This window comes from Bradyrhizobium sp. HKCCYLRH1034, from assembly GCF_051168375.1.
In the GTDB taxonomy this organism is placed as follows: domain Bacteria; phylum Pseudomonadota; class Alphaproteobacteria; order Rhizobiales; family Xanthobacteraceae; genus Bradyrhizobium.
Window position 1 is genome coordinate 129,794 of the sequence record NZ_JBNPUW010000018.1, and the last position, 25,168, is coordinate 154,961.

Annotated in this window: 16 protein-coding genes; 5 read left to right on the plus strand and 11 right to left on the minus strand. The window is 65.5% G+C overall.

Annotation, left to right across the window (positions count from 1 at the left end):
- Positions 1-8: 8 nt before the first annotated feature.
- The 3 genes from ACQR0W_RS31075 to ACQR0W_RS31085 are packed head-to-tail and all read right to left on the minus strand — an operon-like array spanning position 9 to position 9,372.
- Positions 9-3,305 (minus strand): hypothetical protein, encoded by a 3,297-nt coding sequence (locus tag ACQR0W_RS31075; protein ID WP_315826572.1) that lies wholly within the window; start codon positions 3,303-3,305, stop codon positions 9-11.
- Positions 3,306-3,356: 51 nt separating this feature from the next.
- Positions 3,357-6,863 (minus strand): DUF6603 domain-containing protein, encoded by a 3,507-nt coding sequence (locus ACQR0W_RS31080; RefSeq protein ID WP_316170793.1) that lies wholly within the window; start codon positions 6,861-6,863, stop codon positions 3,357-3,359.
- Complete coding sequence (locus tag ACQR0W_RS31085) at positions 6,856-9,372, minus strand: M64 family metallopeptidase (RefSeq protein WP_316170792.1); 2,517 nt, start codon at positions 9,370-9,372, stop codon at positions 6,856-6,858. The genes ACQR0W_RS31080 and ACQR0W_RS31085 overlap by 8 nt, the downstream gene beginning before the upstream one ends.
- Before the next feature lie 1,636 nt (positions 9,373-11,008).
- Here ACQR0W_RS31085 and ACQR0W_RS31090 point away from each other — a divergent pair.
- Both ACQR0W_RS31090 and ACQR0W_RS31095 read left to right on the plus strand, forming a co-directional pair.
- Positions 11,009-12,424, plus strand: coding sequence for a hypothetical protein (locus tag ACQR0W_RS31090; RefSeq protein ID WP_316170791.1), 1,416 nt, complete (start codon positions 11,009-11,011; stop codon positions 12,422-12,424).
- A gap of 283 nt (positions 12,425-12,707) precedes the next feature.
- Complete coding sequence (locus tag ACQR0W_RS31095) at positions 12,708-12,950, plus strand: hypothetical protein (RefSeq protein ID WP_315736152.1); 243 nt, start codon at positions 12,708-12,710, stop codon at positions 12,948-12,950.
- A gap of 195 nt (positions 12,951-13,145) precedes the next feature.
- Here ACQR0W_RS31095 and ACQR0W_RS31100 read toward each other — a convergent pair whose 3' ends face one another.
- The 4 genes from ACQR0W_RS31100 to ACQR0W_RS31115 form a co-directional block, all read right to left on the minus strand.
- Entirely contained in the window at positions 13,146-13,367 is a 222-nt protein-coding gene (locus ACQR0W_RS31100) for a hypothetical protein (RefSeq protein WP_315716269.1), read from the minus strand.
- Between the two features lie 126 nt (positions 13,368-13,493).
- Positions 13,494-14,726 (minus strand): MFS transporter, encoded by a 1,233-nt coding sequence (locus ACQR0W_RS31105; RefSeq protein ID WP_315716270.1) that lies wholly within the window; start codon positions 14,724-14,726, stop codon positions 13,494-13,496.
- 100 nt (positions 14,727-14,826) lie between these two features.
- Positions 14,827-15,516 carry a substrate-binding domain-containing protein gene (locus ACQR0W_RS31110; protein ID WP_316165525.1) on the minus strand — a complete coding sequence of 230 codons (690 nt, stop codon included), beginning with the start codon at positions 15,514-15,516 and terminating at the stop codon, positions 14,827-14,829.
- Positions 15,517-15,610: 94 nt separating this feature from the next.
- Positions 15,611-17,650, minus strand: coding sequence for an NAD(+) synthase (locus ACQR0W_RS31115; protein ID WP_315716272.1), 2,040 nt, complete (start codon positions 17,648-17,650; stop codon positions 15,611-15,613).
- Positions 17,651-17,839: 189 nt separating this feature from the next.
- Here ACQR0W_RS31115 and ACQR0W_RS31120 point away from each other — a divergent pair, with 189 nt between their 5' ends.
- Together ACQR0W_RS31120 and ACQR0W_RS31125 are read left to right on the plus strand one after the other, a co-directional pair.
- A complete protein-coding gene (locus ACQR0W_RS31120; protein ID WP_315716273.1) occupies positions 17,840-18,691 on the plus strand; it encodes an NAD-dependent epimerase/dehydratase family protein in 852 nt (283 codons plus the stop codon).
- Positions 18,692-18,817: 126 nt separating this feature from the next.
- Positions 18,818-19,297 (plus strand): hypothetical protein, encoded by a 480-nt coding sequence (locus ACQR0W_RS31125; RefSeq protein WP_316170817.1) that lies wholly within the window; start codon positions 18,818-18,820, stop codon positions 19,295-19,297.
- A 95-nt stretch (positions 19,298-19,392) separates the two neighbouring features.
- Here ACQR0W_RS31125 and ACQR0W_RS31130 read toward each other — a convergent pair whose 3' ends face one another.
- The 4 genes from ACQR0W_RS31130 to ACQR0W_RS31145 all read right to left on the minus strand — a co-directional run bounded on the left by ACQR0W_RS31130 (position 19,393) and on the right by ACQR0W_RS31145 (position 22,196).
- The gene (locus ACQR0W_RS31130; RefSeq protein WP_315716458.1) at positions 19,393-20,019 is read right to left on the minus strand and encodes a hypothetical protein; all 627 of its coding nucleotides are present in this window, start codon (positions 20,017-20,019) and stop codon (positions 19,393-19,395) included.
- Positions 20,020-20,201: 182 nt separating this feature from the next.
- Positions 20,202-20,468, minus strand: coding sequence for a hypothetical protein (locus tag ACQR0W_RS31135; protein ID WP_315716274.1), 267 nt, complete (start codon positions 20,466-20,468; stop codon positions 20,202-20,204).
- Between the two features lie 82 nt (positions 20,469-20,550).
- Positions 20,551-21,522, minus strand: coding sequence for an NAD(P)H-dependent flavin oxidoreductase (locus ACQR0W_RS31140; protein ID WP_315751444.1), 972 nt, complete (start codon positions 21,520-21,522; stop codon positions 20,551-20,553).
- Positions 21,523-21,578: 56 nt separating this feature from the next.
- Positions 21,579-22,196, minus strand: a complete 618-nt coding sequence (locus ACQR0W_RS31145) for a hypothetical protein (protein WP_316170790.1) — start codon at positions 22,194-22,196, stop codon at positions 21,579-21,581.
- 154 nt (positions 22,197-22,350) lie between these two features.
- On the opposite strand from ACQR0W_RS31145, the gene ACQR0W_RS31150 reads away from it, so the two are divergent.
- Positions 22,351-23,913 carry an AMP-binding protein gene (locus ACQR0W_RS31150; protein WP_316170789.1) on the plus strand — a complete coding sequence of 521 codons (1,563 nt, stop codon included), beginning with the start codon at positions 22,351-22,353 and terminating at the stop codon, positions 23,911-23,913.
- Positions 23,914-25,168 lie beyond the last annotated feature (1,255 nt).

Here is a 25,168-nt window from a genome sequence, read left to right on the forward strand (position 1 = left end):
CTGCGCGATCAGTTCGGCAGCATCTCGCTGCCGTGCACCGCGACCAGCACGGGAACCTGGTAGAGGATGTAGGCGAGCTCCGCGGAGTTGCTGTCCGGATGCCAGCGTAGCGCCTTGTCCTCGTCGTACTGTTGTTTCTTCTCCTGCAGCTCCGGCGCCACCGGATCGTCCAGGGTGAGGGTCGGCCCGCCCGGCCTGATCTGCAGAAAGCCCTTGTCGGCGTCGGACAGCACGTCAGGCCAGGCGAGGTCGTTCCAGACGTTGAGCGGCCCGTCGCGAGAAATATCGAGGCCGAAGCGCGGCTCGCCGGGCCGCTCCTTGATGACGAAGAACCAGCCCGGCGCCGTCGAATTGCCGCGGCCGGTGCCTCCCTTTGCCTCCTTCGAGGTCAGGTCGAAGCCAATGAAGGTGATGTCGGGATCGACCTTGGCTTCGTAGAGCGGTGTGCGCAGGCGGTCTTCCACCGGACCGTCGGTCTCCAGCACCCGCTCGACGCGGGGATTGATCGCGCCGCCGTCGTCGCGCTGCCAGCGCGCCTTCTGGGCGTAGATCACCGCGGTGGGATATTTCTTCAGCAGCTCGCCGCGGATGACGAGGACGACTTCCTCCTCGTTCTCGCCCGGCTTCTCGCGATGGTCGTGATCGCCGAGCTTGGAGAACAGCGACCAGGTGTGGAGCGGCGGAATATCGCGGAGCTTTTCGCGCAGTTCGTCCTTCGACAGGCCCTCCCGGTCGATCACGCCGCTCGGGTCCCAGAACTGGCGGAAGCAGCTGCCGCGCTGGTCGGTGGGATATTCGCGCCACAGCAGCTCGCGGGCGAATTCATGGTTGAGGCCGACCATGTAGGCCTCGATGAAACGCTGATTGGTCTCGAGCAGCGTGATCGTGTTCTGCGGAATCTTGTCGATGTTCGGCAGGAAGTGCTCGTCGGACAGACCGAGAAGCGGCTTGTACATCGGCAGGTCGATTTCCGGATATGCCATCACAGGCTTGAACACTTCCGGCTGCAGCAGCGTCGCGATCCCGTTGATGGCCAGCACTCGCGGCGGAATGGTGATCGAGGAGAAGGTGAAGGCGGGCACCGTCTTGTCGGGATCAATCGCAGCGAAGGTCGACGCTCCGAGCGCGGCGATGTCGATCGGCTTGCGCAACGGCGGCTTGCCGAGATCGGCGCTGACCGTGAGCAGCCGGTTGAGATCCTTGAGGGCCAGTTTGAAGCGCGCCGCCTCCGGGCTGTCGGCGGACGAAGCGCCGCCGACAGGCTCAGGCGCGGCGGGATCGGGATCGCGGATGGTGAACGACGGAAAGCCCGGCAGCGCGTCGATGATCTCGGGCGAAGCCCCTTGCGGCAACACGCCGGTCGCGATGCCGGCCTGCTTCTCCAGCCGCACCAGCCATCGGAACAGCGCCAGCGCCGCTGCCGCGACCACGATCGCGAGCGGGACGGCGACGGCCAGCAGCAGCACGGCGAGCAGCAGCAGAACGACCAGTAGGACCCACTTCGCCCAGCGGTGCTTGGTGAGCCAGTTGGTCAGCTCCGCGGGCAGCGACTTCGGCTGAAGCTGCGCGGCGACATCCTCCACCACCGGCAAGGCTTCCGGGGTGACCCGCGGCGGCGCCGCGCTGACCTCGCCGCGATTGATCTTCTCCAGCAGCTCTTCGGCGCCTTTCGGCGAGTCGAAGCCGAGCGTCGCCGCGAGCTGGTCGCGCGGCCGGACCGCGCGCCGGAACGGCGCGGACAGCGCCGCGCGGGGCACCGTGCTTTCCTTGAGCCGATGGCGCAGCGTGAAGCCGTCGGCGATCACCCGGCGCTGCACCGGCGCCATCATTGTCAGCCCGCGTTCCGCACTGAGATCCTTCAGCGGCCCGAGATGGCGCGCATGCCAGATCGCGGCCGCGGCCTTGGCGAATTGCGCCAGCCTGATCCGCCGGTTCGCCGCAAGGATGTCGCCGACCTGGTCCCAGGCGGCGTCCATATAGGCCTCCTGATTCTTCTGCACGACCGCCGTGCCGAACGCGGCGGGAACGCGAAACCGCGGGTCCAGATTGAGCTCGTGCACCCAGTTGCGCGGCTGCGGCGCGTCGCTGCCGTCCGCCTCCTCAAGCAGCCGTTCGGTGAGCGCGTGCCAGCGGCCGTACAGCGGCGGCGTGATCACCGGGTCGGGCGCGCCTTCGCGGGCATAGTCGTCGGTCAGGTTGACGAAGCCCGCCAGCGCCTTCTCGAATTCGTGCGCGTAGGGTTCGTCCCAGCCCTCGTAGGCCGCGGCTTCCGCCTCCTGCGCGCCGGTCAGCGCCTCGTCCGGCACCTTGAGCGCGCCGCCGAGCCGCAGCACCCCGTGGAGCCCGGCGACCGCGATGGGCGGCATCCCGGAGCCGGGCGTCTGCGTGTCCATGTCGCGGCGGCCGAGCCGCGAGTCCGGCGGACGCGGCTTCAACAGGCGGACGAGGTACTCGAAATCGCCCACCGTCCCAGTCTTGAAGTACCACCGCTTGTACACCGGATGCAGCGTCGGGAACGGCCGGTCGGTATAGTCCGCCCAGGCCGACAGGGTGGCGAAGAGTGCGGGATTCGCCGCCGGCGCGATTCCGAGGCCGGCGAGACGGCCGCTCTCGAAGGTCGGCACCACGAACGCATGGTAGGACGTATTCGGCTTCAACTGACGTGGCGACAGGACGCGCGAATAGGCGTAGTCCGGATTGCTGGCCAGCAGGCTCTCCAGTCGCGCCCTCGCCTGGTCCGCATTGGTCGATTCCACCACGCCGTCCTGCTGGATCAGGTCGCGGTTGACGTGGACGTGCGCCCAGGCCCAAAGCTGGTCGGCGGGCGGAAATACCGAGGCCGGATCGCCCGTCACCTCGATCGCCGGCAGCGGCCGCGCCGACGACACCGCGACTTCCTTGAACTCCTCCACCTCGAGCACCAGGAGTGCGAGCCACGGGCGCAGCCGGTGGCGCGACTCGTCCGGCGCCGCTGGCGTGTAGCGCCACGGAAAATCCTCGTCGTAGAACTCAACGAAGGGCAGGTAGTTCGGCTCGAAATTGGTGATCCAGTCGCGCGGCTCCACCTTCACCACCGCCATCGGATCGATGCCGACGATGTCCCCGGGACCATAGAGCGCGACATCGCGCGAAATCGTCGCCGTCAGATCCGTGTCGCCCTGGACCGGCCGCCCGGCCAGCGACAAGTCGACCCTGATCGTCGCGCGCAGCGCCACCGAGTTGTCGTTGTCGGACGCCGTGATGCTGTTCGCCACGCCGAGCCGCAGCCAGGGCAGGAAGGAATAGGTGCCGATCGTGTCGCTCATCCCGCTCCTCCCCGCCGCCTCGCCGGATCGCCCGCCATCATCGTGCCTCCGCTACGCCGCGCGCTTCATCTCGTGCGGGCGCACGATATGGGCCTCGCTGGTGAAGTTCGGATTGCGTCGCGCCTCCGCCGCCATGAATTCACCGGCGCTGGCGCGCGATTGGAACGACGCAGGCGCGCCGGCGATCGGCGAATTGTCGGCCAGGCTCACCACCACATAGGACGTCTGATCGACCGCGATCTTGTCGTCGAATACGTGCTTCAGATCGCGCGACTTCGCCGAGATCTCGGACCGCGCCACGGCGTTGTTGGCCAGGAAGTGCGTGAACAGCCCGGAGATGAGCGTGACGAAGCGCCGGCGTGCCCGCTTGAAATTGTTGTCGACGATGATCTCTTCGTAGCGGGCGATGCGCTTGGTGACATAGCTGGTCTTTGCCTGGTTGCCAGTGACCGACAGCTCCAGCCCCGCCTCCTCGGCCTCGTAGTCGGACGCGCTGAGCTTCTCGCCGTCCTTGAGGTCCTTGAACTGGGCGATCGCGAACGACTCCCGGATGGTGGCGCGCTTCTCGATGCCCGACGTCGCGGTCGCAACCGAGAAGTAATTGGCGTCGTCCGGGCGCTGCGCGCCGATCTTGTCGAGGGTGATGCCGAGCGGGATCGCACGCTGGGTGATCTTGAGCGAACCGACCGGATGCAGGACAAGATCGGAGCCCGCGTCCACGGTCTTGAGCGTCACCAACAGCCTGCTGCTGTTCTGCAGCGCGGCAGTCCAATTCTCCGCCTTCGAGTATTCCGCCACCAGCAGGGGCAGCACGGAGACCGGCGGCAGGCTGGTGTCCTCCTTGTCGCCCCAGGTGTGGGAGAAGTCGACGTCGACGTCCCAGAACAGCAGCGAGATGCTCCCGGTGCCCTCGACGTGCCAGGGCGATGTGCCTTCGAGCGAGCCGCGGAAGCGGATACTGAACAGCCCCGCGCCGAACAGCTTCACCGACAGCGAGGCAGAGATCGTGATGATGAAATAGAACGGCGAGAACTGGAACAGCGCGTCGAAGGCGAGATGGCCCTCGATGTTGGCGATCGAGACGCCGAAATACAGCTCCGCATGTGCGCCGAACTGCACGGTGTTCGACGTCACCGCGAAATAGGCGTCGACCCGGATGCGGGCCACCGGCGTGTTGAGAATGTTGATCGCGATCCGGGGGATCGGCGGGAACGGCAGCGCCGGTGGATTGTAGGCCGGGTGGAAGCCGCCGACGGAGACGATGAAAGTGGCGTCGCCGCCGAACGACGCGAGCACGCCCATGCCGCCGTCGAGCGGCATGAAGATCACGCGGGATTCGTACAGGATGGCGAAGAACCAGCCGCGCTTCTTGTCGAACTCGATCGCGCCCATGAAGGCGACCTGGATGATGATGAGCGGCAGCCGCTCGTCCGGGATCGCCACCGTCAACTTGCCGATGATGGCTATGTTGCCGGGAATCTCGATGATGATCCCGAGCGACAGGCTGATCAGCGTCGGCGTGCCCCAGCCCAACTTCGCCATCGGGCCGATTAGGAAGGCCCCCTGCTCTGGCGGGAAGAATGTACGGAGGTCGGAGATGATCCGGTGCGCGTTGGCGACGACGTCGTGCGGGAACAGCACCGAGTCCAGCGAGCCGGCGCGCACGCCGTTGACTAGCGCGTCGAGGTCCATCGAGCGGTTGAGCCCGACCAGTCCGCCGACTCCCAGCAGGGTGAAGCCGAAACCGAGCTGCAATCCGGGATTGAACTCGACCGCGATGATGGCGATGAAGGAAAAGCCCTTTGACCCGTCCGGCATCTTGGTGGTGATGACGCCGATTGCCGTCACCGAGAGGAAGTCGAGGATCTTCAGTTCCAGCGCGCCGGCATATTCGCCGCGGTCCGGATCGATGAAGAGATAGCCGCCGCCCTTCACCGCCCCGGCATCGATCGACAGCCCGACGCCGTTCGGTGGCTTGAAGCCGAAGGATAGATCGATCGGGCCGAGGTTGCCGCCGCTCCCCGGAAAAGCGAGATCGGTCCGCAGCCCGATGTTTTCCACCACCGCGACCAGCGGACCGAGCGCCGCCTTCAGCGTCGCGCCGATATCGATCGGGAGGCCGTCAGCCGACGGTGTCACCGCGAGCGTCAGTCCCTGCACCTGGATCGGACCGAGGTCGATATGCGCTGGGATCTGGATCTCGAGATGCGAGGTGCCGCGGAAATACACGCCGCGCGGATAGGCGACGCCGAGGCCGAGATCGAACTCGAACCGCGTCGAGATGCCCGACAGGATGGTCGAGATGAAGCCGTCCGAGCCGGACGCGTCGAGGACGAAAGCGAGGCCCTTGAGGTCCGCCTCGGCGAACACCTCGACGTCCTTGCCCGCCACCAGTGTGAAACCGCCGGCACCGCTCACCGATTGGTATTCGATCCGCGTGCCCTCGCCGGTGCCAAGAACGATGGTCGGGCTGCCGGAGATGGCGGAGTATTCCACTTCGACGCGCGCGGTGCCCTTGGCCGACGTCGGCGCGCCGCTGCCTGCGAAGCCGATCACCATGTCGATGCCGCTGCCCGGCCGCACCATCAGGCCGACACCGCCGGTGAGATCGAGGTCGCTCGAGATCGTCACCGCGATCGTCGGACCGAGCTGCATCCGCACCGACAGCAGCCCGCTGAACGACGGCAGCAGCGCGAAGCCCGGCTTCTTGCTCCCGGACTTTGGCAGCGGGAACAGTCCGAGCTCGGCCGATAGCCGTCCCGCGTCGCGCGCCCGCTCGAAGAACACCAAGCGGAGCCGCTTGCGCACGGCGGCACGCCCGATCGGAGGGCCGCCTTCGAGCGCGCGCGCGACCCGATCCGGCACCTCCACCATCCGGACGTCGAGCCCGAGCCCGGCCGCGAGGCTGTCGATCTGCCGCGCGAAGCTGGAGAAGTCGAAGCTGTCGGTGCCCCAGCCGAAGGCGTTCTCGAACAGTGTCACCGGGTCGGAGACGATCTTCGGCAGGTCCGGGAAGCTGAACCTGTAGTCGATGTAGTCCGGGCGGTTACCGGCGGGCGCGGTATAGCGGGTGCGGATGACGCCGAGCGCCTGCAGCGCGAAACCGATGCCCGGATGATGGTTGCGCAGATAGGTGATGAAGAGATAGCCGACGAGCTGCCCCGGAAACTCGCCCTTGAAATTATCGGCGTTCAGCGTCGCCGAAAATGCACCGCCGGGCGCCGAGACGAGGTCGTCGATCGCCTGCACGACGCCGGCGATCGCCTCGATGGTCTTGAAGGCGTCTTCGAGCGAGCCGGACACGACCGTCGCCTCGCCGTCGGACGCCACTTCGCCGTCGAGCGACAGCCCGCCGCCGACCAGCGCCTGGAGCCGATCGAACAGCAGCTGCAAGTCGACCGCGAGATCGGCGATCGGCTTCGGAATTACGTCGGAATCCCAGCCCAGCTTGAGCAGCAGGCCCTGGAACGCGGCCGGCGACTCCACCGCCGCCCGCAGCGGCAGCAGCAGCTTGCCGATCTCGGCGACGATCGTTTCGAGGGCGCCCGGTTCAGCCATTCTTCTTGGCCTCCGGATAGAATTCGCGGTCGACGACGTCGTGCAGTGCGGGATCGATGCGGTTGGTGATCAGCCATTTGCAGACATGGCAAAAGGTGCCGCTGCTGTTCCGCATCTTGCAGTCGCCGGCCGGACGATAGACCAGCCCGGTGAAGTTGTTTGCGCCTTCGTACAGGCCGACCAGCCGCTGCGCCTTGCATGGCGGCTTGAAATTCGGGATGTCCTTCGGGTCGTCGGCCTCGTCGTTCACATGAGCGGTGTCGGTATCCTTGTTGAGCGGCAGATGGTTGCCTGTGATGAAGTCGCGCACCTTCTTTTCCACCACATAGACCAGCGCGTCCGCATCGTCGCGGCGCGGCACGAACAGCAGCGAGCCTTTCGGAAACACGGGAAACGGCGCCGGCGGCAATTCCAGCCCGCCGAGCCGGATCGAGCCGAGGTTCTGGTCGATGTCGCCGATGTCGAGTCTGATGAGGTAATCGGAATCGGTGAACGTGAGCGGCAGTTGCTGGCCGATCGCCGTGATCTGGATGCGGCGGAGAAACGCCTGGCGGCCGGCCGCCTTCGCCTGCACCCAGCGCGGGATCTGGCGCGGGTCGATCCTGACCTCGATCGAGCCACCCTGCTGGGTCGAAGCCTGGGTCAGCTTGGCCGAAAGCTGGACCCTGAGAAGTTCGAACCATTTCACCTTGGACGGATCGACCAGACGGGAGTGGTTGGCGGCGTAGCTCGGATCCTGAAAGATGTCGGCGAGCGCGACGATGTTATCGTACTCGCTCGAAGCGGTCGCATTGTCTTCGGCGCTGGTTTCGTATTCGTCGCCGAGATTGAAGGAATGGCCGAATTCGTGCGCAACCGTGTCGATGATATCGGTGAGGTCGGCGTCGATGTCGCTGGCAGGCTTGCGCCGCATCACCTTCTTCGTCGCCGTGTTGGTCGCAGGATATTCGAAGTCGAGCGTCTTCAGGCTCTGCAACGAATTGGCGGTCACGGTCGACTGGTTGAAATTGGTGCCGCCGATCATGTCCTCGTTGGTGATCATGGCGATCAGGCCGCGGCTGCGCTTGAAGGTGCCGTCCGGTATCCACTCGGCGCCGAGCGCGGTATGCGGCGACGACCCGAGCCGCAGTCCGGACAGGTAGGCCATGATCGGCGCCGCAACGTTCGCGCGGCCGTTCCGAGCGAGCTCCGGCGGATGCCGGCGCGGATCCGGGGCAAGGTGCCGGGTGGCGCTGGCCGGCTTGAAGAACTGATAGGCGCGGGCGATCAGTGGCGCGAGGTTGGCATCGCCCGCCGCATCCGCCGCCGGCATCGTCAAAGCGGCCCCGGACTTCGCCGACCGGTCGCCCCAGCGGGAGCCGAGCATCAGGCCGTAGAAAGTGTCACGTGCCTCCAGGATGCCGAGCGATTTCTGCTTCCTCCACGCTTCGATCAGGGTGTCGTTGACCTTCGCCGCATCGTAGTTGGGCAGCGACTGGCCCGCCCAGCGCGCCTTCAATTGCGCCGGCGTCGCAGTCTCGTTGCGGAGCGGCAGGCCGACGCGGGCCACGAGCTCGTCGACCTCGTAGATGCTCTTGTCGTCCGAAACGCTGTAATTCCACGGAATCGGTCCGCCCCTGCTAAGCTCCGAGGTCTCCTCGTCGTTGACGCGCCAGCCGCAGGTCACCGCCTGCTCTTCCGACGCCTGGAACGCCTTGAATACGTTGAAACTGCCGGCGAGCGTGCCGTAGGGCTCGTGGCGCTTCTGCGAGAACAGACCGTCCGCCGCTTCCTGCACGATCTTGTCGAACTTGTCCTTCTCGGACGCGCGAAAGCCTTCGGCGAGGAACAGGATGTTGTGCATCTCGGCGGCATTGGCGAGGTCGCCGGCGCGCACCGTTGAGATGTTGTCGCGGATCTTGGCGTAGTCGACCACCTTCACCGGCAGGCTCTGGTTGACACCGAGGAAGCTGCCGTCGAGCTGGGCTGCCCCCTCGCTCACGCCCCTCAACCGTCCCTCATTGTTCGTATTTGCCACCACGAAGGTGCCGGGACTTGCCGAGTTGAGCGTGACGAAGCCGTGCCCGGTGATGTCGCCGACGAGATCGGTCCCGGTCGGATCGTCGCTGAACAGCGCGCACAGCGTCGGCTGGCTGTGGGCGACCGTCGGATGCAGCGCCGTGGTGATCGAGGAGTTGCCGAACCACCAGCCGAGCACATCGTCGTGCACCTGGATACGCGCGACGATGTAGCCGGGGCCGTATTCGATCACCACGAGGTTGGTGCCGACGTCGTCGCCGGTGATGGTGCGCGCCGCAGGATCGATCGTCACGAAGCTGGTCAGCCGGGACCCGACCGGGTTGTACGGCGCCAGGATTCGAAAATTGCAGTCCGCGGTGACGTCGGTCAGCGTGTAGGTCGTCGAGCCGTTCGGCAGATCCTGGTCGAACACGCGGAACGGCAGCACCTTGGTCGCGGGCTTCTTCAGCGCGACGTGCATGTCGCAATGCGGATAGACGATGAGAGGCATGCCGGCACAACCCTCTCTCAGCCAGCAGAACTATTGGGAAGCCCGTCGTTCCCATCGGAAATCTGGCATCACGAGATTGTACACCCAAGCCTTCTCAATACAACCTCAACGTGATACTCTTTCGATATCCTTCTGCAATCGTCGTTTGCCGAGTGGAGCTCTCCATCACTGGGGCCAATTCTGCTGCATATGCCGGCGGCGTAGAGCATCTCGTTGTCATCGTTCACAGATGAACACGAACGCTCCGTGGTTTCCGATGAGAAGCGATTGGAAGGCGCTGGGTTCGTCGCTGTCCCCGCGGGGTACGAGACCGATGCGTGACCCGGTTTCTGACCGCGTCACGCCTCTTGAGACGCACTGCGACTGACCGCGTCTCCTATCCATGGGTTCGGCCCGACGCTGCTCGGCGTTGTCACGGGCGCCGACAGGCATCGTCACGTCACTCAGATGTCAAACAGCCACTTGCGGTCGGTTCAGGCGTGCGCGCGCGGTCTCGCGGCTCGATGAGTCCGAGGAATGCGTTGGTCGCGCGCGTCTCGAAACACGAGAGGCGCAGGGAGAGCCGGACCTCGACTGAGGCCCGTGGCCCGCCTGCGAAAAAAATGCAGGCGGCAGGTACCACAGGTCCAGCCGGACGACCCGGCCCTCCCTGCGCGATCAGTTTTAACGGTGTCCTTCGTGCTCTCCTTGGGGACCGGGCTTTCTTGCCCCCATCGCCCGCGTGACGCTTGCGCATCAACAGCAGGCCTGACCTCAGCATCGGGAGGCCGGGACCACACGACTTCGCCGTCCGCGACGCAAGCGCTCGTCTGGCGCAGCATCCACGTCCATCGCAGCCCACCTCCACGTATCGTGACGATGCGTACGCCCTCTGCATGAGGCGGGATGAACGGAGTAAAGCATGATTTTCGGAAAAATGGAATACGGATATTTCGACACAGTATCTTAAACGACAGGAAGCGACTGAAAAACCAGCTGAAATATCGGCTTCGGCGCAAGATCTCTTCCGCGAGAATAGCCCGGCAGGACCGAGTGTCGAGACCTTTTCCTCGACGCCCACGCCCGTCATTCGGCCGACCTAGCTCCCGGACGATGGATGTAAGGCGCGTTAGTTGGTGACCGAATGCCTAGATGATGCGGCACGGCACTTCAAACAATGAATAGACGGAAGCCGGCCTGATCTTACATCATTGGAGAGAACGATAAGCGACGAATGGGCCTCTTTGCGATCGCTGGAGCTTCGCTTGCTGACGTCATGCACGGCAGCCAGAGGCTGGTAGCCATCCATATAGTCAGGATAACGAGAAATTCGATCCAGTACAGTAACTTGCCTCTTCACTGCCCTTGAAGCAAGCGAGGCTGCATTCCATCGATGGACTTTGTGCACCGCCACCGCATTACTGGAGGGGCATTTGTTGCAATGTCACCATAACTCGGCACAATCGGCCTCTGGCGCGCAGCAAGTTGTCAGTGGGTAATCGATGACGTTGTCTGGCCGATTCAAGCTTGTAGTGCTAACTTCGATGCCAACTATCTTCGGTCCGATTATAAGAGGCTGGGGGGGGGCTACCCATACTGTGTTTCGCTCATTCTGCAGACCGCCGCAGCCTCCAGCGACAGATCCGAGGAACGCTAGATGACTCCAACGTTAAGGCTGGTTACCTTTCTTATAATCGCCGCGTCCACTTCGGCGCCGCTGCGGATGGCTCACAGCCAAGAGCCCGTTACTACGGCCGTAATCACTGGAGGCCTAAGCGTTGCCGCCGGAGCGATCGGCAATATCACCATCGGTAAAATCTTTGATCGTATCGCACAGTCTATCGATCAAGCGTCCAAAGCGGCTACGGCCGCCGGCAACGAGCTCCTTGGAAACGCAGCCATCCAGGCGCATGAGCTAATGCAGCAACAGAAGGCACTTCTGGACGATGAACGAGAGAAGACGTTCCAACAACTCTCCGACCAACGCAAGCTGATGATCTGGGACTTATATCAACTAGCAGATAAGCTCCAGACTGGCAGCGGGGACGAATTAGCCAAAGGAATTGTCGACGCTCACAAGCTCATTGCCCAAATTGCATTCATTGGGAAAGACGTCGAGTTCTTAATAGTACGCGTGGGCCCGACCGTTGTGGAAAAGAAGAGCCTCTCAGCCGCTCCGATTCAAATTTTCGGAATCGGCTTTGGGACTGACTATTCCGGAAAGCATTTCGATACGCAAGTGACGATCGGGGGCCACCCTATTCCTAGGGATCGAATTTTGCTGAAAGACTGGGGAATATCCCTAAACTTGAGATCTGATGACTTTGGAAACGCTTGGGCGCCGAACGAATATTCTCACGTTCCCCTGTTGATAACCTCCACGATCGAAGATGCTGGAGCTTGGTGGTGTCGGTGGGCCGGCTGCAAGAATAGTAAATCGTTTTCCGCGCGCTACGACTTCACATTGTTTCCATCTGGACCTACTAAACTGAAGGTGATTCAGCAAGGCGAAGAGTTGCAGGCCACGGATCAAGAGCAGTGGGTTCAGTTTCTGCTGCAACTCCCGGATATGAACAACGCGAAGCATAAAGCCACGACTCCAAGCGGACCGCAGTTGGCCGGCGATGGTTGGCGCTGGGCGAGTGATGACCCGCACGACCCGAGCACGCTTCACGATCACTGCGAAAAGGCAGGCGACAAAGATGCATGCCCCTTTGTCACCGGCCAGCATTGTCAATCCACGGGCGACCACACGATCGTTCAGTGCTATGCTGATAACGATGGCCCTCCAGCTCATTATCTGATTGCAGCAAAGAAGATTAAGGTCTCGAAGCAAAAGGTCGAATTGGCGACGATTCAGCTCGAAGGTCTACCAAGCGAGGTAAAGCGGATCGAAATTGAACGTTCAGCCGTCGCTGCGTGGATTGAGGGTATCAATCCGCTGGGAAAGAGCATAGGCCCAATAAGTTTGCGGCCGGCCGGCGGAGCTGGCTCTGATCCAGTGATCTGCACCTACTCTGGAGATGTTGCAGACAAATCCATCTTCGACTGCCGGATCAGTCCGGCTTGGTGAGAACAAATTTGCGCTTTAAGAGAGCCGTTTAGCTTCCCTGACGCCGCATCAAGCAGAATTCCTACTTCCATATCCTCCCTGCTTAGTTCGTGCCCAGGCCAACATTGCCCCGGCTTGACCAGATGGAGCCGCGGCCGGGATTACGGCGACAGTGCTGGCATCATATTCCATACATTACTGGGGTGCTGCTGACTTGTCCGTTTCGCGCCGCAGCGTTGCCAATCGGGCGAATTGAGCGCAGGCTCCTCCCCAACCGCGCAAGTCGCATCATGGGGAGAGACGCATGAAGGAACCGGGACTCGACGGCCGCCATCGGGACAAGGATGGCGAGATCAGCAGGAAGCACGGCAATACGTTGGTCGCCACGTTGCGCAAGATCTACGGGAAGTCGTTTGCGGCCGGCTATCCGGATTCGACGAAGCTCAGTGACGTGCTGCTGCAGCTCAACGAGACGTCGCTGAGCCAGTTGCGCCGGGACCACGGCACCGGGCATTTGGATCACAAGATCAAGGAAGCCTCGAAGTGATCGGGTTTTGCTGATCGGGATCCATCGCCCGATTGGCGAGGCCGATTGGTGGTCGCAAGGCTTGTTCGCTCCCGTGGTTTCGTGCGTCCCGCCACGTGGAGCGCGTCGTCTTGCATCGCTGCGCGGAGCGCCATCGCGCGTCGGAAAGCCCGGGCACCGGGCACTCCGACGCTGAATCCGACGGACGAATCCGTCCTACTTCCCCATGCTTCCCGCCTGGTTCGTGCCCGGGCCGACATTGCCCTGGCTCGACGAGGTGGAATCGCGGCCGGACTTCATGTTGCTGCCGGTGGTCTGCGACGAGGTGGTCGACGTCGCGGCGTTGTGCTTCTTGTGGTGCTTCGCTTGCGCGGCGAGCGGGACGGCGGCGAGGGTGGCGGCGACGAGGGTGGCAATGGCAAGCTGGGTCTTCTTCATGGATCCGATCTCCATCCGGTTGAACTCCACGCCGCCCAACCCGGCTGCGACATCACAGTTCCTGCCGGGGGATCAAGCGTTGTTGTTCGATTCCGACGGCGCGCGTGAAGGTGCGATGCAGCAGCGTCAGGCCGGCGCTTGCATGGGCACGGCGCCAGGCTGCGACACAGGCTTGGGAAACGGCCGGAAGGTCATCATCATCATGACAGCGCCGAGGCCCATCACCCACGAGCCGACATAGAGCCAAGTGTAGCTCGCAAAGCTGTCGTAGATCAGGCCGCCGGCCAGCGGGCCGGTCGCCATGCCGAGGCTGCCGGCCATCGCCGTGCCGCCGATCACCGTGCCCATGATGCCTTGCGGAAAATTGTCACGCGCGATCGCGGCGTAGAGCGGCATGGTGCCGGCATAGAGGAAGCCGAAGGTGGCCGCAACCGCATAGAACGCGGCGAGGTCGCGCACGACCACGTAGGAGAGCGCGCCGAACGCCTGCGCGAGCAGGCCGAGAACGAGCACGCGCTTGGCGCCGAAGCGGTCGCCGAGCAGGCCGAAGGCGATGCGGCCGCCGAGCCCGGCGAGCCCCTCGATGCTGTAGATCGTCACCGCCGCCATCAGCGGGATGCCGCAGGTGACGGCATAGCTCACGGTGTGGATGATGGGGCCGGAATGCGTGGCGCAGCAGAAGAAGTTGGTGGCGAGCAGGATCAGGAACTGCGGCGAGCGCAGCGCCGCCGATCGCGTCATCTCGGCCGGCCCGGCGGCGGGACCCGACGCGACGGCGTCGCCGGGCGCGGACGATGGCGGACGGCCCACGAGCAGCGACGTGGGAATCATGATGGCGGCCACGATCGCGGCGATGCACTGCATCGCGGTCCGCCAGTCGTAGCTGGAGACGAGCCAGGCCGCGAGCGGCGACATCGTCATCGGCGCCACGCCCATGCCGGCCGAGACCAGCGACACCGCGAGGCTGCGATGGGTGTCGAACCAGCCGGTGACGGTCGCCATGACCGGCGGGAAGATCGCCGCCGTCGCGATGCCTGCGATCAGGCCGAACAGCAGTTGGAACGCCAACAGCGAGGATGTCAGGCTTGCCAGCAGCAGGCTGACGGCGAGCAGGATCGATCCGATCAGCAGCACGGGACGCGGGCCGATGCGGTCGGACAGCGTGCCCCAGCCCATGCTGGTGACGGCCATCGCCAGGAAGCCGATCGTCATCGCGGTGGAGATCCCCGCGACCGACCATCCGGTCTCGGCGGCCATCGGCTTGAGGAACACCGGCAGCGAGAACAGGCCGCCGACGGCGACGCAGCCGAGCACGCCCCCGGCCGCCACGATCACCCAGCGATAGTACGATGTGCTCATCCGCCGTCTCCTTCCCGATTGTTCGGTTGGAAGACGATCGGGACAAGGCCGAGACGACACGCGGCGATCGGATTTTTTCGCGGGCTGTGGGGCCGGCGCCTCACACCGGCGTCATGCCGTGCTGGCGCTTGGTTTCGGCGGTCTCCTCCGAGACCAGATATTCGATGAAGGCGCGCGCGGCCTCGGCGTGCGCGCCGGCCTTGCACAAGGCGGCAGCGAACACCGTGCCCGGCTGCAGCGCGTCCGGCAGCAGGCCGACGATGTCGATGCCGGGCGCGCCGAGCATTTCGCTGAGCTGCTGGAAGCCGACCTCGACCTCGCCGTCGGCGAGCAGCCTGGCGACGGGAATGCCGGGCTTGGCCTGGACCAGGCGCGAAGTGCCCTCGCTCTCCAGGCCCCAGTCGCGGGCGAGCTTCTGCACATACGTGCCGCTCGGGCCGGTGGAGATGCCGATCGCCCTGGCGTTCTCCATCGCCCTGCGCACGGCGGCCTCGTCGAGCGGATCGGGCTTGGGGCTGCCGGCGCGCACCGCCATCGCCATCGGCGATTCCGCGATTTCGATGATGCTGCCGGGAACGAGATGACCGTCGCTTTCAAGCTTCTGCAGCGCATCGGAGGCGAGCACGGCGAAGTCGAACGCTTCGCCGGCGCGGATGCGCTTGGCGGCATCGACGCCGCCGACGGATTCGATCGTGATCACCTCGCCGGTCGCCTCCTCATAGGCGGCGGCGAGCTCAGCGAGGATCTGCCTCGTCGCCATCGAGGAAATGCCGGCGGCGGTCACGCTCATGATTTGCTCCGTTCAACGATGTCGATGACGGCGCCGCAAAGGCGGACGCGCACGTCTCGGATATGGCAAGCGCGGCGGCGGAGCAAGATGGTCGTCACTTCGGCACGTTGCGCTCCAGGTCCTCCAGCCACGCGGTGGCGTTGCCGTCGGACGGGGCGCGCCAGTCGCCGCGCGGCGACAGGGCGCCGCCGGCCACCACCTTCGGGCCGTTCGGCATCGCCGAGCGCTTGAACTGGCTGAAGGCGAAGAAGCGCTTGAGGAACACCTCCAGCCACTTCCTGATCTCGGGAAGCGTATAGGCGTGGCGCTTGTCGGCAGGGAAATGCGGCGGCCAGGCGCCGTCGCCGACATTCTTCCAGGCGTGATGCGCCATGAAGGCGATCTTCGACGGGCGCATGCCGTAGCGCAGCGTGTAGAACAAATTGAAGTCCTGCAGCTCATAGGGGCCGATCGTGGCCTGGGTGCTCTGCGGCGTCTCGCCCTCCTTCACCGGGACCAGCTCCGGCGAGATCTCGGCCGACAGCACTGCCTCGAGCGTGCGGTCGACATCGGCCGAGAACTGATGCGAGGCGATGACCCAGCGGATGAGATGCTGGATCAGGGTCTTCGGCACGCCGGCATTGACGTTGTAGTGCGCCATCTGATCGCCGACGCCATAGGTGCACCAGCCCAGCGCCAGCTCGGAGAGATCGCCGGTGCCGAGCACGAGGCCGCCGCGGTCGTTGGCGAGGCGGAACAGATAGTCGGTGCGCAGCCCGGCCTGCACGTTCTCGAAGGTGACGTCGTAGACCTGTTCGCCGCGGCCGAAGGGATGGCCGATGTCCTTCAGCATCTGCGTCGCCGCGGGGCGGATGTCGAGTTCGGCGGCGCTGACTTGAAGCGACGACATCAGCGCATGCGCGTAGGACTTGCTCTGCGCGCCCGTGGCGAAGCCGGGCATCGTATAGGCCAGGATGTTGGTGCGGGGAAGGCCGAGCAGGTCGATCGCCTTCGCCGCGACGATCAGCGCATGCGTGGAATCGAGCCCGCCGGAGACGCCGATCACGATGCGCTTGGTGCCGGTGGCGCGCAGCCGCTGCGTCAGGCCGGCGACCTGGATGTTGTAGGCCTCGTAGCAGTCCTGATCGAGCCGCGCGGCATCGCTCGGCACGAACGGAAAGCGCTCGATGCTGCGCATGAAGCCGATGTCGCCCTCGGCCGGCTGCAGCTCGAAGCCGATGCGGCGCCAGTGCATGCCGGCGCCTTGCGCGCGCGCATTGTCGTCGAACGTGCCCATCAGCGCCCGCTCCTGGCGCAGCAGATCGAGATCGACGTCGGCGAAGATGGTCTGTCCGGTCTGGCGGAAGCGCTCGCTCTCGGCGAGCAGCACGCCATTCTCGAAGATCGAGGTCTGGCCGTCCCAGGCGAGATCCGTGGTGGATTCGCCGACGCCCGCCGCCGCATAGACATAGGCCGCGAGGCAGCGCGCCGAGGTCGAGCGGCACAACAGTGAGCGGGACTCGGCGCGGCCGACCGTGATCGGGCTGCCCGAGAGATTGGCGAGCACGGTGGCGCCGGCGAGCGCGAGCTCGGACGCCGGCGTCACCGGGATCCACATGTCCTCGCAGATCTCGACGCCGATGACGAGGCCGGCGACATCCGCGGCGGCGAACAGAAGGTCGGTGCCGAACGGCGCCATGGTCTCGGCGACCTCGATCATCTCGCCGCGGATGCCGGCGCCGGAGGCGAAGTGGCGGCCTTCGTAGAATTCGCGATAGGTCGGCAGGTAGCTCTTGGGAATAACGCCGAGCACCTCGCCGCGGTGGATCACGACGGCGCAATTGTAGACACGATGCGCAAAGCGCAACGGCGCACCGACGATCAGGACGGGCATCAGGTCGTGCGAGGCTTCGACGAGGGTGAGCAGCCCGCGCTGGACGGCGTCGAGCAGCGGGTCCTGCTTGACGAGGTCCTCGATCGCGTAGCCGGACAGACAGAGCTCTGGAAACACCGCGACCGCCGCGCCCTGGTCATGGCAGGCGCGCGCCGCGGCCAGGATCGCCGCCGCATTGGCGGTCGGGTTGGCGACGCTCGAGGCGGTGACGCAGGCAGCGACGCGGGCAAAGCCGTGGCGGTAGATCGAATGGAAATTCATCGTGGCAGTCCATCTCCTGTCGCCTGATCATACGACATGGACCATGACGGGAGCCATAACAAGCGCGGCAGGTCAGCACCGCCCAGTCCGCAGGGTGACTCCGCGCGCGTCATTTGAATTGCGCGGGCCACCCGGTGCCGGGTAACTCGAAGGCTCGCTCCTTCGCGCAAGTCCAGGTGAACGGCATCCATGAACCTCTTCATCATCGGCTTCGGCTACACCGCCCAGCGCTTCGTCGAGCTGCACCGTGGCGCGTTCGCCCGCATCGGCGGCACGGTCCGCAGCGCCGACAAGCGCGCGCGACTGGCGCATGATGACATCGACCTGTTCGACGGCACGGCCCCCGCGGCCGCGACGCTGGCGAAGGCGGCGCAGGCCGACGTCGTGCTGATCTCGGTGCCGCCTGGAGGAGGCGGCGACCCGGCGCTGGCCGCATTCGGCGACGCCATCACGGCGGGGCGCGCGCGGCACGTGGTCTACCTCTCGACCGTCGGCGTCTATGGCGACCATCAGGGCGGCTGGATCGATGAGGACACGCCGCTGGCGCCCGAGCACGACCGGGTGCAGGCCCGGGTCCGCGTCGAGCAGGACTGGCGCGCGCGGATCGGTGACCGGCTCGCGGTGCTCCGGCTCGGCGGCATCTACGGGCCGGGCCGCAACGCGCTGGTCGAGCTGCGGGCCGGGCGGGCGCGGCGCATCGTCAAGCCGGGACAGGTGTTCAACCGTATCCATGTCGATGACGCGGCCAGCGCGATCATGGGCGCGATCCAGCGCGGGTCAGGCGGCGCCTGGAACATCGTCGACGACGAGCCTGCGCCGCCGCAGGACGTCATCGCCTATGCCGCTGCGTTGATGGGCATCGCCCCGCCGCCGGAACTGCCGTTCGACCGCGCCGAGCTGTCGCCGATGGCGCGCAGCTTCTATGCCAGCAACCGGCGCATCCGGAATATCCGCGCCAGGCAGGAGCTCGGCGTCGGCTTCGCCTACCCGACCTATCGCGCCGGGCTCGAGGCGCTATGGGCCGCCGGCGAAGGGCGCTGACGCGAGATTTCCGCCGCCGGGCGGGAAACCTTTCACGCCACTGACGATTGCAACGAACAGAGATTGTCATGCGGGTTTGACGCGACTGTACGTCGCGCAGCCCTCACGGATCAAAGGATGTTCGACATGCAAGGCGATCAACCCATCAGCTGGCTGATGTTCTTCACGCTCGCGGCCGCGATCATCATCGCCGCCGGCGCGTTCCTGGCCTTCCTGCGCTCGCGGCACAACCGAGAGATCGCGGCGGTGGCGCTCGAGGGAGACGGCCGGGGCCGCGGCGTGGTCCCGTCAGGTGCCCTGCCCGAGCTCGGCGGCCTGTTCGTGCTCGCGCTGGTGGTCGCCGGCCTGCTGGTTGCCGGCTATCAGAGCGGCGGCGCGACGCGCTTCGCCGGCGGCGACAAGCCGACGCCAGTGCCGTCAGCGCCGACCAACACCGACCGCGGCACCACGGTCGGCGCCGGCGCCGCGATCACCCCGCCGGAAGCCCCGACCATGACCCAGCCGGCACGGCCCGGCCCGGACCTGCGTACCGCGCCCGCGTCGTCGTCGACGGGAGCCGGCCCCGAGAGCGGCGGGCATCCGGAGGCCAATCCCCCGGCGAGGTGAAAAAGCGCCTCTCGAAAGCAAGAAGGCCGCGCAATGCGCGGCCTTCTTGATGTTCACTCCAAGTTTGATGTTCACGCCGGGAGGATCCCCCCCGATCAGATCGCGGCTGCGACCTTGTCGAGGCCGATGGTGCGCGCAAGCCGCCGCACTTCGTCCTTCTGATCCTCGCGCAACTGCCACAGCAGCGGCATCGCGGCCGACTTCAGCTGTTGCACCTCATCCGAATCCGGATCGAGCGCCACCGCGCCCGGCTTCGCCGCGCCCTGGCGTCCGGCGTGGATCTTGCGGGCGACGGCGCGCAGCGCCGTCTCGACCGCCGGCCAATAATATTCCTGGCTCGACGAGAGCCGCAGCCGTTCCTTGATGCCTGCGATCTGGCCGTCCGACAGCAACGAATAGGCCTTTTGCACCTCCGGCTTCAGCGGCGCCGGGGCCGGCTCGCTCCTGGCGAGAATCTTGGACTTCGGCACCATCGGCTCGGCAGCGACGACCGCGGCAGCCGACGCCTTTGCCATCTCCGGCTCGGACGGCGCATAGGCATAGGCCTGACGCAGCGTCGCCTTCGACGGGGCACTCGGCTGCTGCACCTCGGGGGTCGCAAGTGTGACCATCGCCAGACGGTCGCCCTTGGCTTCACGATTGGAGAGCGGGCTCTTCGCCACCACCGGCGGCATCATCGCACCGGCCGAAGGCACGCTGTCCTGCATCAGGACGCTCGTCACGGCCGCGCCTGCAATCAGCACGCCCAGCAAAGCGACAAAAGCGATCGACTTCGTCACGCAATTCTCCGTATCCCGGCGGAAAGCCGCACTTTGCCGAAAAGTGGGAGTTAATTAAGGCTTTACGATGCCACAGAAACACAGAGGCCACCATTCTGCCCTGTGAACATGACGGACATTTTTTTTCACGCCGCCGAAGACAGCTCGGCCGGCATCAGCAGATCGTACGCGGCCTGGATGTCGGCAACGATGTCGGAGGCTTCCCAAAGCGCGGCCGGTTCCACCGAATGCAAGCTGATGGTCCAGTTCCCGCCGCGGGCGGTGCGGGGAACGCTCATGATGTCGAACTGGACGTTGCGGCATAGCGGATGCCGCTGCAGAGCATGCCCGACGCGGATCCGGATCTCCTCGAGCGTCACCCGCTCTTTGTCCTGCCGTAGCCCGATGCCCATCGCACGATTCCGCCAAGTTCAAGCTCCGCGGATTGTGGGACCCGATGGTTAATGGTGCCTTAAGGACACACATCACGTTTTCTCATGGCCGGAGGCCACCCGCGCCGCCGTACTCATCAGCCGTGCGCGCCACCAGCACGGCGACCGACGGGATGTCGGTGACCCCCGAGGTCGCGTGCCCGGCGCTCCAGATGTCGCGCCAGCGTTTCGGCCGCGCCTCGCGCGCAGCGATGTCGATGTCACTGCCGATCTCGATCGCGCCACGCGCCGGCAAGGCTTCGGGATCGAGCCCGGCCGCGACGATCGACGGCCGGAGCATGCTGGTCGGCAGGCCGGTGAAGGCCGAGGTGAGCAGCACGTCGTCGGCCGAACTCGCGACCAGCATCGACTTGTACCGGTCATCGGCCAGGCTTTCGCGCGTGGCGATGAACTTCGTGCCCATGTAAGCGAGATCGCAGCCGAGCACCTCGGCCGCCCGCAACGCCACGCCGTCGCTGATGCCGCCGGCGAGCACGATCGGCCCGGCGAAGAACGCCCTGACCGCGCGCACGAAGGCGAATGGATTGAGCCAGCCGGTCTGGCCGCCCGCCCCGGCCGTGAGCAGCACCAGGCCATCTGCGCCGGCCTCGACCGCGCGCTCTGCATGACGGATCGAGGCGACGTCAGCGAACACCAGCGCACCCGCATCATGCAAGGGCGCAACAACCTTTGCCGGCGAGCCGACCGAGGTAATCACGATCTCCGGGCGGCGCCGCAACAGCACCGCGAGATCGTCCTGCAGCCGCGCGTTTGATTGATGCACGATCAGATTCGGGCAGACCGGCGCAGCCGCAGCGCCGCTCGCATCGCTGCTGCGCGCAAGCCGATCGGCAATCTGGAGCAGCCAGGCGTCGAGCTCGTCGGGGGTTCGACAATTGACCGTCGGGAACGCGCCGATCACGCCGTTGGTGCAGGCCGTGCTCACCAGCTCGATTCCCGACACCAGGAACATCGGCGCTGCGATCAGCGGCAGGCGCAGCCGCGCCCGCAGCCCGTCCCATCGAGTGTCCTGCACGGCGCGTTCCTCCCCGATCCTTGTTGGCTCAGGGATAACGGCGCCGCCGCGTGCGATCAATCGTCGCCGAAGAAGCTGAAGCGCGGCCCCTCCATGCCGACCGGCTGCGCCGCATAGGCGCGCGGCGTCGTATCCTCACGCACGGCCTGCTCGACCGCGCGCAGATCCTGCTCGCGGCGCTGGCGCCGGCGCTCGACATATTGCCGGTGCCGCTCGGCGCGGCGCTGCTCCGCGACGCGCTTGCGCTCCGCCCCGCGCGCCTTGAGATCCGCGTCCTCGGCCTTGTCCTGTCCCTTCTCCTGAACGTCCTCGGCGGTACCGGCCTGCGTGCTGGCCGGCGCCGAAGAGGCGGCGGGCACAGCCGTCGCGTCCGGCACAGCAGCCTGCGGCGGGGGCGAGGGATTGGGCGATACCGGCGTCGCCGGCCCCGTCTCCGCTGCTGCGGGCGCCACCTTGATCGGCGTGGTCGCGGCCGCCTGCGTTGCCGCAAGATACGAGGTGGTCGTCGGACTTGGCGACGGCGTCTCCGGCACGGAACGCGCGAGCTTGGCCTGCTCGAACGCCTGCGAACTCGGATGCATGCCCTCCGCGATCATGAGCCCGCCGCCGAGACCGGCCGCGACGGCGATGGCGACCGTTCCGGCTCCCGCAAAAAAAGCTGTCGAGGTGCGCATGGCCTTGCTCCGCTATTGTTCGGCCGGGCAACGCGGCGCGCGCAGCGATGTTCCGAGGACGACAAGCGCGCCTTGAGCGCGATGGGCTTTCTGATAGCGTCGGCAACAAGCCCCGCGACGCCATAACGATCGCGGCATCTCGGGAGGATCGTCCATGAGCCTACAGCTTCATTCGTTTCCGGTCGTCTGCGAGCAGACCCTGCTCACGCTGTCGCGTCATCCGTCGCGCACCGCCTTCAGCTGGCCGGACGGATCGCTGACCTATCAGGGCGCGATCGACCTGATCGGCCGCATGCAGAACGTGTTCATGCGGCTCGGCCTGCCGCCGGGAACACGCGTCGCGTTCCTCAGCGCGAACCGCGCCGATGCCTGGTGCGCCGGCACGGCGGCGCAGCTGTCGCGGCTCGCCATCACCTGGCTGCATCCGCTGGGCTCGCTCGACGATCAGCTGTTCCAGCTCGCCGATTCCGAATCGCAGGTGCTGGTGATCGATGCCGCCGCGTTCCACGACCGCGGCGGCGAACTGGCCGCGCGCTCGGGCGGCCTGCGCCACGTGTTGACGCTGGGCGCAGCCGGCTATGGCGTCGACCTCCTCGCCGCGATCGAGCAGTCAGGCCACGCCAGCGCGCGCAACTTCGCCACGCCCGAGGACATCGCGACCTTGAACTACACCGGCGGCACCACCGGAAAGTCGAAGGGCGCGCTGCGCCATCACCGGGAATATGGCGGCTTCGCCACCGCGATCCTCGCCGATTTCGAGATCCCGGAGCGCGCCCGCTATCTGACGGTCGCCCCGATCAGCCATGTCGCCGGCACCAAGGTGCTGCCGACCCTGATGCGGGGCGGCACCGTGCACATGCTGAAGGGATTTGATCCTGAGGCCGTGCTCGCGACCATCGCGCGCGAGCGCATCAACTTCACGCTGTTCGTGCCGACGATGATCTACGTGCTGCTCGATCATCCCGCGTTAGCTAAGACAGATCTCTCCTCGCTCGAGCTCGTGCTGTACGGCGCCTCGGCGATGTCGCCGACGCGGCTGGTCGAAGGCATCGAGCGCATCGGCCCGGTGTTCTCGCAGCTCTATGGCCAGACCGAATGCTATCCCGTCTCGGTGCTGCGGAAGGCCGATCATGATCCGAAGCAGCCGGAGCTGTTCCTGTCCTGCGGCTTCCCGATCGCGGCCTGCGAGGTCAAGATTCTCGATGACCATGATCAGGAGGTCGCGCTGGGCGAGGCCGGCGAGATCTGCGTGCGCGCGCCGCATCTGATGGCGGAGTATTGGCAGCGGCCGGACATCACCGCCGAGACCTTGAAGAACGGCTGGCTGCACACCGGCGACATCGCCCGCCGCGACGAGCGCGGCTACATGTACATCCTCGACCGCAAGAAGGACATGATCGTCTCCGGCGGCTTCAACATCTTCCCGCGCGAGATCGAGGACGTGCTGACGCAACATGCCGACGTGGCGATGTGCGCGGTGGTCGGCGTGCCCGACGACAAATGGGGCGAGGCGGTCACCGCGATCGTGGTGCCGCGCGCCGGCGCGCAGATCGACGCTGCCGAGCTGATCGAGCTCGTGAAGGCGCGCAAGGGCTCGGCCCATGCGCCCAAGAGCATCTCGTTCGTCAAGGAGCTGCCGATGACCGGCGTCGGCAAGGTCGACAAGAAGGTGCTGCGCGCACGGTTCTGGGAGGGCCGCGGGCGGATGGTGGGGTAGCGGCATCATCAGCTCCCTCGATCGCCACCGTCATTGCGAGGCGCTCTTGCGCCGAAGCAATCCAGGGCCGCGGATGAGGCCCTGGATTGCTTCGCTCCGCTCGCAACGACGGCAATCCAGACTCGCGGCTTTGCAATGCCGATGGAAGCTCTCGCCCGTAGCCGCCGCGCTCCGCTGTCGTCCCGGGCAAGTGAAGCGCGACCCGGGATCCATAACCACAGGGCAGCGTCGTAAGCGCTGACGTAGCGACCCGCGTGCCTCGACCGTCGTCTTATGATCATGGGTCCCGGCGTTCGCCGGGACGACAGCCTTTGTGTGGCGCGATACTCGCCACGCGATCCGCTGTATCCAAACAACACTGGATGCGTTGCCCCCATTGCAGACATGACATTGCTGCCTCGCGGCGCATCTGCGTCCGAGTCTTGCTGGTGTCGTTCCCCTCCAACTCACGGAGGGTGCAGGGAAGGCCAGGCCTCGACCGAGGCCTGCGGTCCGCGTGCAGCAAAAAAGCACGCGGCAGAACCACAGGTTCGGCCGGATAGACCCGGCCTTCCCTGCGCGATGGCTTTACGATTTATACGCAGTCTCCTCGGTGACCGGCTTGTTTGCCACCGTGGCGACAACGCGTTTCACGCGTTGCGCGGACCTCAGCGTCGGGAGGCCAGGACCCTGCGACTTCACCGTCCGCGACGTGGCGTACGTCGGCATGCCCAAAGCATGCTGCGCCCCATCGCGGCCACCGCATCCCACCCCAACGCATCGTGACGTTCGCGAAGCGCCCCTCGTCAGTGAAGCGGGATGCGGAGAAGAGACCATGGATTTCTGAAAATGCAAAGTCGAATATTTTTCGCTCCGCATCTGGACAGCCCAAATCAGCTTGATCGCGCGAGCGAATTTCGTCTTTGCGCGCGCCGCTGCGGACGCCCGACCTGCGCCGGAAGGTATCGATGGGGAAGCAAGCCTGCTCGTCGGCCAAATCAACCTCGCTGCGGCACAACGAATCCCAGGCGACGCGCGACAGAGGGCCCAACGAAAAGCCGGTCTGCACTCCGACCCGCTGTCGTGCCGAACAAGCGAAGCCGGACGATGTGCAGGCATCGTCGCGTTCGCGCGACCCAGGACCGAGACCACAGGACGTGGCGAGCCCGGATGCATCAATGCGCGTGCCTCGAATATGGCCTGGGGTTATGGGTCCCTGTGTCTGGAAAGTCTGCCATGATGATGGTGGGCGGGAAGCCGTTGGGTCCTTGGCGCT